The sequence below is a fragment of the Bacillus sanguinis genome (assembly GCF_018332475.1).
Taxonomy (GTDB): domain Bacteria; phylum Bacillota; class Bacilli; order Bacillales; family Bacillaceae_G; genus Bacillus_A; species Bacillus_A sanguinis.
The window spans coordinates 1-13,285 of record NZ_BOQB01000132.1 but is presented as its reverse complement, the minus strand read 5'-3'; the positions used below and the strand labels follow the sequence as shown (position 1 = coordinate 13,285).

At 33.8% G+C, this 13,285-nt stretch carries 14 protein-coding genes and 2 pseudogenes; 9 read left to right on the top strand and 7 right to left on the bottom strand.

The genetic code is table 11. From position 1 onward, the window contains the following. Together KI369_RS15655 and KI369_RS15650 are read left to right on the top strand one after the other, a co-directional pair. Positions 1 to 182, top strand: a pseudogene (locus KI369_RS15655) (erythromycin esterase family protein); the annotation flags it as partial. A 4-nt stretch (positions 183 to 186) separates the two neighbouring features. After that, positions 187 to 345 carry a hypothetical protein gene (locus tag KI369_RS15650; RefSeq protein ID WP_212956568.1) on the top strand — a complete coding sequence of 53 codons (159 nt, stop codon included), beginning with the start codon at positions 187 to 189 and terminating at the stop codon, positions 343 to 345. A gap of 92 nt (positions 346 to 437) precedes the next feature. On the opposite strand, the gene KI369_RS15645 is transcribed toward KI369_RS15650, so the two are convergent. Both KI369_RS15645 and KI369_RS15640 read right to left on the bottom strand, forming a co-directional pair. Then, on the bottom strand, positions 438 to 1,211 hold the full coding sequence (locus tag KI369_RS15645; RefSeq protein ID WP_212956567.1) for a cardiolipin synthase: 774 nt from the start codon (positions 1,209 to 1,211) through the stop codon (positions 438 to 440). Between the two features lie 23 nt (positions 1,212 to 1,234). After that, positions 1,235 to 1,762 (bottom strand): matrixin family metalloprotease, encoded by a 528-nt coding sequence (locus tag KI369_RS15640; RefSeq protein WP_001009604.1) that lies wholly within the window; start codon positions 1,760 to 1,762, stop codon positions 1,235 to 1,237. A gap of 127 nt (positions 1,763 to 1,889) precedes the next feature. Here KI369_RS15640 and KI369_RS15635 point away from each other — a divergent pair, with 127 nt between their 5' ends. After that, on the top strand, positions 1,890 to 2,663 hold the full coding sequence (locus KI369_RS15635; protein WP_212956566.1) for a hypothetical protein: 774 nt from the start codon (positions 1,890 to 1,892) through the stop codon (positions 2,661 to 2,663). 333 nt (positions 2,664 to 2,996) lie between these two features. Here the strand turns inward: KI369_RS15635 and KI369_RS15630 are convergent, their stop codons facing one another. Both KI369_RS15630 and KI369_RS15625 read right to left on the bottom strand, forming a co-directional pair. Then, complete coding sequence (locus KI369_RS15630; protein ID WP_212956565.1) at positions 2,997 to 3,851, bottom strand: manganese catalase family protein; 855 nt, start codon at positions 3,849 to 3,851, stop codon at positions 2,997 to 2,999. 232 nt (positions 3,852 to 4,083) lie between these two features. Next, positions 4,084 to 5,217: a zinc-dependent alcohol dehydrogenase gene (locus KI369_RS15625; RefSeq protein ID WP_212956564.1), complete on the bottom strand. Its 1,134-nt coding sequence runs from the start codon at positions 5,215 to 5,217 to the stop codon at positions 4,084 to 4,086. 246 nt (positions 5,218 to 5,463) lie between these two features. On the opposite strand from KI369_RS15625, the pseudogene KI369_RS15620 reads away from it, so the two are divergent. Together KI369_RS15620 and bcbE are read left to right on the top strand one after the other, a co-directional pair. Beyond that, positions 5,464 to 5,677 (top strand): annotated as a pseudogene (locus KI369_RS15620) (alpha/beta-type small acid-soluble spore protein). 237 nt (positions 5,678 to 5,914) lie between these two features. Continuing rightward, complete coding sequence (bcbE, locus tag KI369_RS15615) at positions 5,915 to 7,123, top strand: bacillibactin exporter BcbE (RefSeq protein WP_212956563.1); 1,209 nt, start codon at positions 5,915 to 5,917, stop codon at positions 7,121 to 7,123. Positions 7,124 to 7,197: 74 nt separating this feature from the next. Here bcbE and KI369_RS15610 read toward each other — a convergent pair whose 3' ends face one another. Then, positions 7,198 to 7,812: a LysE/ArgO family amino acid transporter gene (locus tag KI369_RS15610; RefSeq protein ID WP_212956562.1), complete on the bottom strand. Its 615-nt coding sequence runs from the start codon at positions 7,810 to 7,812 to the stop codon at positions 7,198 to 7,200. 118 nt (positions 7,813 to 7,930) lie between these two features. Between KI369_RS15610 and KI369_RS15605 the strand changes: the two genes are divergently transcribed. Together KI369_RS15605 and KI369_RS15600 are read left to right on the top strand one after the other, a co-directional pair. Continuing rightward, positions 7,931 to 9,373, top strand: a complete 1,443-nt coding sequence (locus KI369_RS15605; RefSeq protein ID WP_212956561.1) for an aminotransferase-like domain-containing protein — start codon at positions 7,931 to 7,933, stop codon at positions 9,371 to 9,373. Positions 9,374 to 9,385: 12 nt separating this feature from the next. Beyond that, the gene (locus KI369_RS15600; RefSeq protein ID WP_016088270.1) at positions 9,386 to 9,553 is read left to right on the top strand and encodes a DUF3933 family protein; all 168 of its coding nucleotides are present in this window, start codon (positions 9,386 to 9,388) and stop codon (positions 9,551 to 9,553) included. A gap of 108 nt (positions 9,554 to 9,661) precedes the next feature. Here KI369_RS15600 and KI369_RS15595 read toward each other — a convergent pair whose 3' ends face one another. Then, positions 9,662 to 10,627 (bottom strand): patatin-like phospholipase family protein, encoded by a 966-nt coding sequence (locus tag KI369_RS15595; protein WP_212956560.1) that lies wholly within the window; start codon positions 10,625 to 10,627, stop codon positions 9,662 to 9,664. 87 nt (positions 10,628 to 10,714) lie between these two features. Continuing rightward, complete coding sequence (locus KI369_RS15590) at positions 10,715 to 10,858, bottom strand: YjcZ family sporulation protein (protein ID WP_000540420.1); 144 nt, start codon at positions 10,856 to 10,858, stop codon at positions 10,715 to 10,717. A 223-nt stretch (positions 10,859 to 11,081) separates the two neighbouring features. On the opposite strand from KI369_RS15590, the gene KI369_RS15585 reads away from it, so the two are divergent. Continuing rightward, entirely contained in the window at positions 11,082 to 11,834 is a 753-nt protein-coding gene (locus KI369_RS15585) for a YwqG family protein (protein ID WP_212956559.1), read from the top strand. Between the two features lie 146 nt (positions 11,835 to 11,980). Then, the gene (locus KI369_RS15580) at positions 11,981 to 13,141 is read left to right on the top strand and encodes a transglutaminase domain-containing protein (protein WP_212956558.1); all 1,161 of its coding nucleotides are present in this window, start codon (positions 11,981 to 11,983) and stop codon (positions 13,139 to 13,141) included. Positions 13,142 to 13,285: the final 144 nt, after the last annotated feature.

Below are 13,285 nucleotides of genomic sequence, written 5' to 3'. Positions count from 1 at the left end.
TTGATTTACGTAAGGCAAAGGGAGTGACAAAAACTTGGTTAAGCGAACAACATCCAATTTTCGCTGGGATAACTACCGAAGGGCCTGATATACCAAAGACTGATGATATATCATTAGGTAAATCATTTGATATACTTGTTCAAATTCAAAAAGTGAGTCCATCTCAACTTTTTGCTGTGTAACAGTTTGTATTACAAAGCTATTAACAATGGAAAAAAGGAGAATGTAACTAGTTATGCAGATGAATCTTGGCACATGCGCTATGTAGGAGCAGCATTTGCAAAATTAGAAATTGAACTAGTTGTAACTATAGTCTTAGATAATACGAAAGACATAGTGGGTTAGGTTAAGTTGATTTTTCTTTAATCTGTAATAACAGTTATAAATTAATTTTAATTATCTTATGAAATAGGAAAAATCATTATAAGTTATAATTATTACTTGTTTTTTTGTTTTACTTGTTCTTTTAATTCATCAAGGGTCTTACCGCTAATATTATCAGTAATAGTTTCATGTATTTCATTTTTTAATACAATTGTCTTTCCTGCAAGTTGTGCTTTGGAAGACATTTTACTTTCATTAATAGTTTCTATGTTTGTCTGAAGATCTGCTTTGTTATTTTCATCAAAGGTAATTGCGAATGGTTCAATTGCTCCGTAGTAGTTACCAAATAATTGATCTTTCTTCAAAAACATCATATATTTTTTATTAACTTTAGGTTCGATATATAAAGGATCCTTATTTTGCACCTCTTTAGTAGTTACTTTAGTAGCTTTTTTTGTAACTGTGCCATCTGGTGCAACAACTGCATTAGAATCTTCAAGTTTTACAGTTTCAGCGAAACGATGATTGATTTTTATTTGTTTATTTTCAGTCACACCTTTAATTGTTTCGGAAATGTTGAAATTATATAGATGTCCTTCAACATAATTTTCTTTGTCTTCTTCCAATGGATTACTTGGATTACGTGCCATATTCCATTTAGAGTCAAGACCTTCATATTCACCGATTACAACTAGATCTGCTTCATTAATCATTTGATTTAAGTCACTTGTAGCAGGGAAATCCTTACTGAGAATAACAGTTTCAGCATTATTATCTTCACCAGCAATAGGGGAGAAGTGACTAGTAAATACTGAATATCCTCCAAAACCAATTACTGTAGCCAAAGGTATTGCAATTATTATAGTTTTTGTTTTTTTACTTAACATTAAGAAATCATCTCCTTTTTCTGTTAATAGATTGCATTTACGCCATTTTTATCGTCAGTTTGAGGGACATGCATAGTAGTACGATTACGATTGCTGTTCATAATTGAAGTACCACTGTTGTGACCTATTCCTATTGCATGACCAAACTCATGGACTCCTGTACTTTTAGCAACATTTGATTTTGTAATATTTGTATTACCTGCGTTAATATCACCAGCAAATTTCGTTACTTTTTTAGTGGATGTATTATAAGATGTCTTCATTCTTCCATAATAAGTAGAGGAACTTTCAAACCAAGAGTTTAATGTGTTCACAGAAGAAGCAGAAACTGTAAAATTAATACGAGAAGCAGTGTACCAGGCTGAATCGGCAGCTTGCCAACCGGATTTGATGATACTTGAACCATCGTCTAATCTGTCTCCCCATTTATATGTAGCTGATTTTGAAGGTAGCTTCCATCCTTCTTTTACATAAGCTTCTGAAACGCCAACGCTTGAAAAAACAAACACAGTACCTAATAAAAATGCAGTAATTCCTTTTTTAAAATTCATATTATCCCTCCAAAGATTATTTTTAACAAGAGAATTATAGCACCATTCTCTTCTGTTGGATTAATATTTCATTAAAATTTAGAATATTTTGTATTGAGAAAATATAATTTAAGGAGACTTCATTGTAATGTATAAATATAAAGCAATGAAATGGTGTCTATGTTTATTCATATTTACTTTTTTAATTATTATTGGTAAAACAATTTGGTCCAGTATAGATGTGGCAGGAGTGTCTAGCGTGTCATCGAATTCTGAAACTATAGTATTAAATAAGACATTCAAAACTACAAATCATTTAAGCGAAATGGTTGAAGAAGCAGACGTAATTGTACTAGGTGAATATGACGGCTTATACTCTAAATGGAATATGGCAAACAGTTCATCACATGAGATTCAAAGTGAAGATGTTGAAGGCCATTTGTTTAGCTTTCATGTCAAAGAAATCTTAAAAGGGGACTATGTAAAGAATGAAATCTTAATAAATCATAGATATTCAGAAAATCTCGTATTAGAGGAAAGTAATGAAATCATTGATAAAAATGGAATCATTCTGAAAGGTGCTACGAAAGTGTTTACTAAAAAAGTAGAAAATAAAGATCCATTGTATATAAAACCAAAATCCGAGAAGACATATATAGTTTTTTTAAAAGAAAATAATAAACTTGGACATTTTTATCCAGCTTTAGAACCTTTTATGATTGAATTTGATTTAAGAAATATTGCACACCTAAAGAGCAATCTAATAAATTGGGATAAAAATAAATATAAATTTGAAACAAAGGTTAAGGATAAAACTTTTTATATTGAAAATGAAATAGATTCAACCATCAAAGATAATATTAGCGGAAAAAAATTGAGGGACATCAAGGATTTTGTGAAGAGGAATTCAAAAATGAAATAACATTGTAATAAGCTATATTTCTATTATAAATTGAAAGTTATTACCCTATAAATTCAGTCATTTATTATATAACTGAGTGCATAAAAAATGAACTGAAATCTAATTAACGTAAATTTTACAATATAGGGATGTTATATGTGAATAGAGGTAGGGAAGTTATAAGTAAGTATACAGTGGCGTCTAATGGTTCATAGAAACAAAATTAAGAGGAGCAGAAATATGATTTAAATAAAGAGGATTTATTAAAACATCCTATCACATTAACAACAAGCTTACATGAATTTTTATAAAGAACTATGGCCAACCATGAATAAATAGTTGGCCATAATGATCTTAAAGATCCATATCTTTTAATCCGGGACTATGCTCATTTGGCATTTCAGGAAGCTCTGGTACAGGAAAACCTTTTGGTGGGTCAGTTACTGCTAATGTTCCTTTGTTTCTACTTGGTGATTCACCTTGGAATATTTCTCCCATTCTTGTTGGATCTAAGCTGAAATTAAATTGTGCGTTATGGAATCCCATGTCTACATACTTTCTGCACTCTGGGTATTTATTAATATCATAATTCGGCACAGGGAAGAGTTTGCCCCATTCAACCCCAAGTGTCTCTAAAGCTTTTGCAAAAGCATTTTGATGTGCATTATCACGTACAATTAAAAATGCAAGTGTTTCTCTAAAGGTCTGATTGGAACTCATTTCATAAATTCTAGTTTTTTGAAGTACACCTGTAGATTCAAGTACGACATTATCTAGTAAATCGCTAATTAAGTTTCCATGACTATATACCCAAGATCCATTCCATGGGTTGCCAGCTGCATCAACAGGTAATGAACTTTGAGCACCTACAATAAAGTGATGAGGATTTGCATGTTTAACCGCTTCGTCAAGTGGTGCTGTGTCAATACCAGCATTCCCAGGCATAGGTTCACCAGATCCAGTTAATAGTTGGTTAATTGTATGTTGTACCAGTTCTACATGGCTTATTTCCTCTAAAAAAACACCTCGAAGTAAATCACGATATTGCCTCTCTTTACCTCTAAAATTTGAACTTTGGAAAAAATATTGCATCATTGTACGCATTTCACCATAATGCCCACCTAATATTTCTTGTAAAACTTTTGCAGCAGCTGGATCTGGTTTGTCCGGCTTAATCATATTAATTATTTCCTCTTTATAATAAAACATGAAGTACACCTCTTTTTAAGTTAGTTAACATTGTTATCGTGTCCGCTAATTAGTTAGTTAATACTAAAATTCATTTTTTTACCAATTGATTACTATCTCAAAATGCAAAGTTTTTGGAAATAACTATTTTCGATGTGAGATGAAAATGGGGGAGACACTTAGTGTTTTAATAAAAAAGATAAGATTACGAAATGTAATCTTATCTTTTCATTAAGAATAATGAATTATATTTTCAAGGCTTCAAAATGACTTTTATACAATCATCTTCCCGGTTATTAAAAATTTGATAACCATAGCTCGCTTCTTCAAGGGGGATTTTGTGTGTAATAATCTCTTTTGGATCGAATTCTTTGTTTGTTATTTTTTCAAATAGTTCCGGCATAAAATGAATGACAGGTGCTTGTCCCATTTTCAGATTAATATTTCTAACCCAAAATGCACCGAGTGGAAAGGCATTATAGTTGCCACCATAAACACCAGTCATTTGAACTGTTCCATATTTTCTTACAGCTTTCGTCGCGATTTGAATAGGACCGAGGGTACCACCTTGTAATTTTAATTTTTGTTCCAGAAATTCTAGTGGTGATTTTTTTCCATCCATCCCGACGCAATCAATAACTACATCCGCACCACCATGTGTGATTTCCTTTAAATATTCTCCCATGTCAGGAAATTTTGTAAACTCAAATACCTCAACATTGTTAATCTTTTTTGCATAATTTATCCGATAATCTAAGTAATCGACTGCGATTACGCGCTTAGCACCTTGCATCCAGGCAAATTTTTGTGTCATTAATCCAACAGGTCCACAACCTAGGACAATAACAGTATCGCCTCGCTTAACACCTGCGTTTATTACACTCCAATAGGCTGTTGGCAAAACATCGGATAAAAACAGTAGAGATTCATCTTCAAGTTCACATGATTCTGGTATAACAAATGGAGTGAAATTTCCAAAAGGAACTTTTAAATATTCTGCTTGCCCACCTGGATGGTTACCAAATTTCTCTGTATAACCAAAGTATCCACCAGAATCGTAATGAGGGTTCGAGTTATCACATTGACTTTCCATTTCGTGTTGGCAATAGAAACAATGTCCACAAGCAACATTAAAGGGGATTACAACACGGTCGCCTTTTTTTACTTTAGTTACATCTGGCCCTACTTCTTCAACAATACCCATTGGTTCATGGCCAATAATATATCCTTGTGGTAAAGGCATGTTACCTTGATATAAATGTAAATCAGAACCGCAAATAGCGGTTGAAGTAATTTTTACAATGATATCATCTTTTTTTTCTAACTTTGCATCATCCACTTGTTTAACCTGTACTTGGTTTGGCCCTTGATAGGTTACAGCTTTCATCTCATATCTCCTTAGGAATCATTTTTCATAATTTATATGTATTTCTTGACAAAATAGAAATCTTGAGTAAAGAGGAATCTATACATAGTGTTGGTATGAAAGTATGGTATAGCAACTCTTCTTTCTTATATCTTTTAGCCCTATTTTAAGAAGAAACCCAATATTTATACATAATCTAATTCCCATAAAAAGGATAACTATTTTTCATAATTCGTAGCATATTAAAAACATCGGAGGTGAAACGATATGGCAAACAATAACAGTGGAAGTCGTAATGAATTGTTAGTGCGAGGTGCAGAACAAGCTCTTAGATCAAATGAAATATGAAATTGCACAAGAATTTGGTGTACAACTTGGAGCTGACACTTCTTCACGTGCAAACGGTTCTGTAGGCGGTGAAATTACAAAACGTCTAGTAGCGATGGCAGAACAACAACTTGGTGGCGGATATACTCGCTAATTGTAGAAGGTTATAGGAGAAAGGAAGGATTCTTCCTTTCTTTTTTTTTCAATTAATTGGTATGGATATATTGCGAACTGGATTCAAAGAATAGGAATAATACTATATTTTCCCCAATTTCTTTTGTTGTAAATGGGAAGTAGTAAAGATGTAATAGCCCTGGTGGAATGAAAAATTACGTTCCAGCAGGGCTATTATATGGTAAGAAATATACAATGAAAGGGTTCCGAAGCCAACATGTTAAAAAAAGAAAACTGTTGTTTAATTGCGCTTGCATCAGTTCCACTTGTTATGACATTAGGAAATTCAATGCTCATTCCAATCCTACCGACTATCGAAAAGAAATTACATATTTCATCGTTTCAAGTATCCATGATTATTACAATTTATTCTATTGTAGCCATTTTACTTATACCGATTGCTGGTTATTTATCAGATAGATGGGGACGAAAGATGGTAATGGTTCCGAGTTTACTGATTGCGGCAATAGGAGGAGCGATAACTGGTTGGGTATCTTGGAAAGTTGATGATCCCTACACTTGGATATTGATCGGTAGAGCGATTCAAGGTATTGGTGCTGCTGGTGCGATGCCAGTTGTTATACCGTGTGTTGGTGATTTATACAAAGATGAAAAACAAGTTAGTACAGGTTTAGGAATCATTGAAACATCCAATACATTTGGAAAAGTGCTGAGCCCTATTTTAGGATCTGCTCTTGCTGCCATTGTATGGTTCTTACCGTTTTGGGCGATTCCAGTTTTATGCGTAGTATCAATTGTTTTATTACTTGTTCTAGTAAAGGCAAAGAAACAAGAAGGAGAAGTACCACCACTTAAAGAGTTTATTCAATCTATCATCTCTACGTTTCGAGAAAAGGGAAGATGGTTAATTGCCATTTTTGTATTAGGTGCAATAATTATGCTTATTTTATTCGGAATTCTCTTTTATTTGTCGACTATACTGGAATCAAAGTATGACATACATGGTATATGGAAAGGTTGTGTGCTTGCTATCCCGTTACTTGTACTTTCACTTAGTTCATATATGGCGGGTAAAAAAATTGGAGACAATCAAAATGTGATGAAGAAGTGTATTTATATTGGTTTTTTAATGGCAGCTGCATCAGTCATCATTCCTTTATTTATAAAAGGGCTCTATTTACTACTTCTTTGTCTCGTTATTATGGGGATAGGAATTGGTATGGCACTCCCATGTTTAGACGCCTTAATTACGCAAGGAATTGAAAAGGAGCAAAGGGGGACGGTTACGTCATTTTATAGTTCCATGCGATTTATCGGTGTAGCAGCTGGACCACCTCTATATTCTTTTTTTATGAAAGGTGCTGACCATGAAGTATTTTATTTAACAAGTATTTTCGCTGGTATTGGTGCTGTTATAGCAATCCTTTGGATTAAACCAGCAAAAGATGAAAAGACGGTAAAATAGAAAACGGAACCTACTTCATAATTTGTAAGAGAATTGCATGATGTATTAAGGAACATGCAATTCTCTTTCGTTCATTAAGAATATATAACTTGTGTTAACATATAAAGCGCAACACCCCAAATGATAAGGCCCGAAAATTTATTTAATAATACGATTGTTTTTCCAGTTGAGTCTATTCTTTTTAGAAATTTCCCCGCTAAAGCTAAGCTTATAAACCAAATCCAAGAAACGATAATAGTTGCAAGTGTGAAAGCCCATTTTTCACTTCCTATGTATTGAATAGAATTTGTTCCAATTACGCCAATTGTATCTAAAATTGCATGTGGGTTTAATAACGAAACTGATGCAGCGAAAAGGATTTGCTGTTTTAATGGCATGCTGTTTTCTTGTTTTATATTGTTGGAAGGGTTACTTCTCCAAATAACAAAGCCCATATATAGGAGAAAGAAAAATCCAATTATATATAGTGTGTTAGTTAGCCAAGAAAAAGTAAGGAGTACAAGGGAGACACCCTGCACCGCAATTAATATGAGTAGCGTATCACATATAGAGGCAGTTAATACTACAGGAGCTGCTCTCCAAATGTTTGGTTGGCTCGCACCTTGGTTAAAGACGAAAACATTTTGGACACCTAATGGAATGATAAGACCAAATGCAAGAATGATACCATGAATAATTGCTTCATTCATCATATTACCTCCTATTTAAATTTATTATGATAGTGTATATTGTATAGAAGAAATGAAAATTTGTATCCATCCATATGGTTGGGGAGGTTACCAACCAAAAAGAATATAAGGTGATATGATGGAAAGATTCGTTTGGAAACCGAATATGTCTCTAGCGACACCTCTGTATAAACAAATAGAAACGTATATAAAAGAAAGAATCGTTAATGGAGAATGGACTGTTGGAACGAGATTACCTTCACAAAGAGATTTGGCACATACATTTGGTGTGAATCGGAGTACAATTGTCATGGCTTTCGATGAGCTAGTGGCAAAGGGATACATTGAAGGGAATGGCAGGAAAGGAACAATTGTTGTAAATAATAATGAGAATGCTTCCACATACGCACCCCCGCCAAATTGGCAATCCTATGTAGAAACAGGACTTCATTACCCGAATTTGCCTGCTATTCAAGAGATTAATCAAGCTGAATTTTATCCGCATGTAATTCGTTTAGGAACAGGTGAGCTCGCGCCAAGTCTTTTACCTGAAAAAAAGATGAAAGATATTATGAATAGGCTTTTAACATCAAAGGTGACACTTGGCTATGAAGAGCCGAAAGGGAATCTCTCTTTAAGGGAAAAGATTGCGGACTATTTAAAAGGACATGATATAGATGTAACTCCAAATTCTATATTAATTGTTTCAGGAGCAATCCAAGCGTTGCAACTTATTTCTATGGGGCTTCTTCCAAAAGGGGCATCCATCTTATTAGAAAAACCATCTTATTTATATTCTCTTAATGTTTTTCAATCAGCAGGAATGCGCTTAATTGGAATACCGATGGATGAGAATGGTATACATGCATCATATATTACGAAATATAAGAAGCAATTTAATGCATCTATTTTATATACAATCCCGTCTTTTCATAATCCGACAAACGTTAGTATGAATGTGAAGAAACGAATAGAAGTGATGGAAATATGTAATGAAATTGGATTGCCTATTATAGAGGACGCGGTGTATCAAGACTTATGGTTTGATGAACCAGTTTCAAAGCCTTTAAAAGCATATGATAAAAACGGAATTGTACTACATATCGGGAGTATGTCTAAAGTCATTAGTCCAGGATTAAGAATTGGATGGATTGTCGGATCTGAGCCTGTCATTCAAAGATTGGCAGACATAAAAATGCAAACAGATTATGGTTCGAGTTCTATATCCCAGCAAATTGCAGCGGAATGGTTTACAAATGGATTGTATGATGAACATTTACAGTTTGTAAGAACAAAGTTGAAAAAACGCAGAAATTTTATGTTACAAATGTTAGAGAAATATTGTCAGGATATAGCAACATGGTATGAACCGACAGGTGGTTTTTATATTTGGTTACATATGAATGTATCCGTTTCGAGCCGTAGCTTATTTGACCAAGCTTTGAAAGAAAAGGTTTTATTAAATCCAGGTACTTTGTATGATAGAAGTGCAAACCAATTTTTGCGTCTATCCTATTCATACGCAACGTTGGAAGAAATTGAAATGGGTATCAAAAAACTAGCACAATTAATGAAAAAGTAAGAGGAGAAAGTAATGAAACAATATGTAATTTGCCAAATTATTAATGGAGAAAAATATTTAGCTGCTTATGCGGAGACGAAGCAGGATGCAATTGAAAAAGCAGAATTGTTAGGATTGCGAACAGGAAATCGATACACCGTTATTACTGCGGAGGAAGCGGAAGGGTTAACGTATCCTTAAGCAATGTATAATAATGATGCAGAAAGTAAATAAGCCTAGTAATATCATATATTACTAGGCTTATTTTTTTTGAAAGCGTAACGTGTTTTCGTATGAACGATAATAGTATTATGAGTCAAGTTGACGGAAATACCGATTTGTTTTTCGGTCCTGATTTCCGTTTCTATAGTCATCAATATATTGTCTGAAGTTCCAAGATTGTAAAAACTTATTTGCGGCATTATAACCAGAATTGTAAAGCCACTCTTTTTCTTCCTTAGTTAACTCGAAGTTTGTACTTGTAATGGACCCGGTCGGAATTGTAATCGTTCTTGCTTTTGATTCCTTATCTAAATGACGTAAATCATGGGCTTGCATCATTGTTTTAAATAGTCCTTTGAACATCGAGATAGGTTCGTTATAGTGAGCAGGATCAGCTTGAATCTCATCTTTTACGAAGTGAAACCCAAAAGTTGGCCAGCGAGGAGAGGAAGGTGAGTCGAAAATCCAAATTGGGTAATTGCTTAAAATCCCTCCATCAACCATATAACAAGGTTGCTTCCATTTTGGAGTTCTCCATTTTACCGGTTCAAAGAAGAAGGGGATTGTACTACTCATTCTTACAGCTTTAGCAATAGAGAAGCGATAATTTAAAAATCCGTAGTTTGGTAAGTCATCAGGAAAGATAACCATTTTACCATTACTTATATCAGAAGCGATAATTTTAAGCTTATTTAAATCAGGTAAATCAGTAAATAAGTGAACTCCTTTTTTTCGAAGTAATTCTTCAATCCATTCTTCTATAAAAACATTAGAGTAAATACCAAGAGTAGTCCATGCGCTTAATCCTTTTCCGATAAACGGGATTCTGTCAATGAAGGTTCTCTTCGTAAATTTATTATAATCAATATCAGTTATAATCGTTTTTAACTCAGAACAAGAATATCCTGCTGCTAGGAGCGCAGCGATAATGGAACCAGCTGATGTTCCAGCTACACGCTCCCATTCATAACCTTTTTCAGCTAACGCGCAAATTGCCCCTACATGCGCAATTCCGCGTACACCGCCTCCTTCAAAAACACCATCAATCTTCATTAATCATACTTCCTTTCACATAAAAGATTTGAAAATGGCAAAAAAGCACGTATTGTACGTGCTTTTTTATAATAGTTTTTAAATTTACTAGCAGCCTACAAAGCCACCCCAACAGCTAGCTCCGATGATGATTAGAAGGATAAATAAAACGATTAATAAAGCGAAACCTCCATAACCACAACCGCCGCCGCCACCGTATCCGTAACCACAGCAACTATATCCGTAACCCATGTGGAATTCCTCCTTAAATTAAAAATAAAAATGAACGAGGGGAAAATGTACTGGAAGAAATAATGAACTATCGTGTTTGTAGGAACAATGTATACTATGCTTTTTTAAACTTGTTCGCGTATGAAGGAAGAGCCCGTTTTTTGAAGGCTTGTTGTTTTTGCGAATAATGGAGTATAATTTTTGTGCGATGATACAAATAAGTATGTAAATATAAGGAGAATGTATGAATAAACAAATTGAAGGATTAATTGATAAATATGGGCTGAATCATTTAAAAGAGGAACTTATGAATACTGTATTTCCTTGTGTAAAAGTTGTGCCAAAGAAGGAAGAAACCGTTACGATAGGTAGTTCAAAAATGGGAGGAATTCCTGATTTGCCGGCTACATTTGAATATCCAACGCACAAAGGAAATCCGTTACAGTTTATTGCACAATTTAATTTAAAGGATTTACAAAGTATTGGTATGGATCACGATCTTCCTAAGACAGGGATGCTATATTTCTTTACTATTGAAAATTATTTTGAAGAAGACGTGAATCCAACTGAAGCGGGACGTGTACTTTATTATGATGTTCCTGTAGAGCAATTACGAAGAGCTGATGAATGGCAAACGAATTATAACCAGTGTGCAACTACTTTTGAACTAACGTATAAATTGCCAGAGCTTTTCATTGAAGATGAGGCTGATTCAGATCGTTTCTTGCAATTACTTGAAGAGCTAATTCCAGATAATTACGATAACCATCAAATGTTTGGTGAGCCATTCTCTGTACAAGATGAGGTATTGTACGAGACTGGACAATATATGGACATAGATCCGCAGCAAATGACGCTTTTATTCCAAATTGATTCAGATACTAAAAATTGTAATATGATGTGGGGAGATTTAGGGATGCTTTATTTCTGTATAGGAAATGAAGACTTGAAAAATCGACGTTTTGAAAATGTATGTTGTGTATTACAAACTTGTTAATGAAGAAGGTTGTTCTTGTAAAAAGAACAACCTTTTTACAATGTTAAATATGCATAATCTCATATGACCTATACGAAAAAGTATTGTATACTCTGAAACTATACGATACTTTTTTCGTATAGTTATAGAATGTAAGGAGTGACAAGATGGGAAAGACAAGTAAGTATGTGACAGCTACCCTGCTTTGTTCAACTATAGTAATGGGAGGCTTACAGGCGTCATCTGTATCTTATGCAGCTACGAATCCGACTACAGTGACAACACAATCAGATGTAAAGTTGTTAAATGATTTCAGGAAAGAATTAAAAAAACAGATTGATAATCGAGAAGAAAATATTACAATCACATATAAAACAAAAGATAGAAATGCTAGAAATATTATGGACCAATTGTATGGCGAGTTTAATAAAATTGTAGATGCAGATGAGTATGTAAAATATAATGTAGCGTCTACTAAATATTCTATTAAAGGGTTACCTGGAAACTATACGTTTACACTGCAAGTGAAATACCGTGAAACAAAAGAACAAACACAATATGTAAAATCTCAGGCAAAAGGGATTATCGGTTCAATTGTAAAACCGGGGATGGATGAGCATGAAAAAGTAAAAGCGATTCACGATTACGTTGTAAAACATGTATCGTATGATACGTCTTATAAAGCGTATACAGCATATGAAGCATTAGCGAATCGTTCTGCCGTTTGCCAAGGATATACGTTATTAACATATGAATTGCTAAAAGAAGCGGGTATCCAAAATCATATTGTAACAGGCACAGGAAATGGACAAGCTCATGCATGGAATTTGGTGAACATTGAAAACAAATGGTATCATCTTGATACGACTTTCGATGATCCAGTACCAGATAAAGCTGGGCGCGTAACATATTCATATTTTAATATGACTGATGAGCAATTAAGTAAAGATCACGACTGGGATCGTAGTAAATATCCAGCAGCAACTACAAGTTACTTTAATGAATTAACAAACAAAATAAAAGCTGGTAGTTCAAAAACGGCAGCATATGAGCAAATGTTAAAAGAAACAAATTTAAAATATTTGTCTGCACAATACGGAGCAGACAATTACAGTGAATTTAAGAAAAAATTACAGCAACAATTCGCTTCTAAGCCAGAAAAGGTAGAAGTACGATATAAGCAGTCTATGGATGGAACGATGCAAGATATAAAGAAAGTGTTAAATGAAATAAATTGGCCAAAAGGTGCAAAGCGTGTATCTTATCAAGTAGCACCATATAGTGCGATGGCAGATTATTCATTAGCGACAATTACATTTACGTATTAAATAATGAAGAAGAGCATCTGTAAAAGGTGCTCTATTTTTATGTATCACTTTAAAAAACAGAATTATGTGATAAAATAAAAAGGAAGGATGTGGAATCTAAATGGATTTGTTCGAAAATAATATATTTACATTGATATATACTTG

What these genes read in the sequence shown, in the direction of transcription:
- KI369_RS15645 (WP_212956567.1), bottom strand. Translation starts at nt 1,211, where the DNA reads ATGTTAAGTAAAAAAACAAAAACTATAATAATTGCAATACCTTTGGCT.
- KI369_RS15640 (WP_001009604.1), bottom strand. Translation starts at nt 1,762, where the DNA reads ATGAATTTTAAAAAAGGAATTACTGCATTTTTATTAGGTACTGTGTTT.
- KI369_RS15635 (WP_212956566.1), top strand. Translation starts at nt 1,890, where the DNA reads ATGTATAAATATAAAGCAATGAAATGGTGTCTATGTTTATTCATATTT.
- KI369_RS15630 (WP_212956565.1), bottom strand. Translation starts at nt 3,851, where the DNA reads ATGTTTTATTATAAAGAGGAAATAATTAATATGATTAAGCCGGACAAA.
- KI369_RS15625 (WP_212956564.1), bottom strand. Translation starts at nt 5,217, where the DNA reads ATGAAAGCTGTAACCTATCAAGGGCCAAACCAAGTACAGGTTAAACAA.
- bcbE (WP_212956563.1), top strand. Translation starts at nt 5,915, where the DNA reads ATGTTAAAAAAAGAAAACTGTTGTTTAATTGCGCTTGCATCAGTTCCA.
- KI369_RS15610 (WP_212956562.1), bottom strand. Translation starts at nt 7,812, where the DNA reads ATGAATGAAGCAATTATTCATGGTATCATTCTTGCATTTGGTCTTATC.
- KI369_RS15605 (WP_212956561.1), top strand. Translation starts at nt 7,931, where the DNA reads ATGGAAAGATTCGTTTGGAAACCGAATATGTCTCTAGCGACACCTCTG.
- KI369_RS15600 (WP_016088270.1), top strand. Translation starts at nt 9,386, where the DNA reads ATGAAACAATATGTAATTTGCCAAATTATTAATGGAGAAAAATATTTA.
- KI369_RS15595 (WP_212956560.1), bottom strand. Translation starts at nt 10,627, where the DNA reads ATGAAGATTGATGGTGTTTTTGAAGGAGGCGGTGTACGCGGAATTGCG.
- KI369_RS15590 (WP_000540420.1), bottom strand. Translation starts at nt 10,858, where the DNA reads ATGGGTTACGGATATAGTTGCTGTGGTTACGGATACGGTGGCGGCGGC.
- KI369_RS15585 (WP_212956559.1), top strand. Translation starts at nt 11,082, where the DNA reads ATGAATAAACAAATTGAAGGATTAATTGATAAATATGGGCTGAATCAT.
- KI369_RS15580 (WP_212956558.1), top strand. Translation starts at nt 11,981, where the DNA reads ATGGGAAAGACAAGTAAGTATGTGACAGCTACCCTGCTTTGTTCAACT.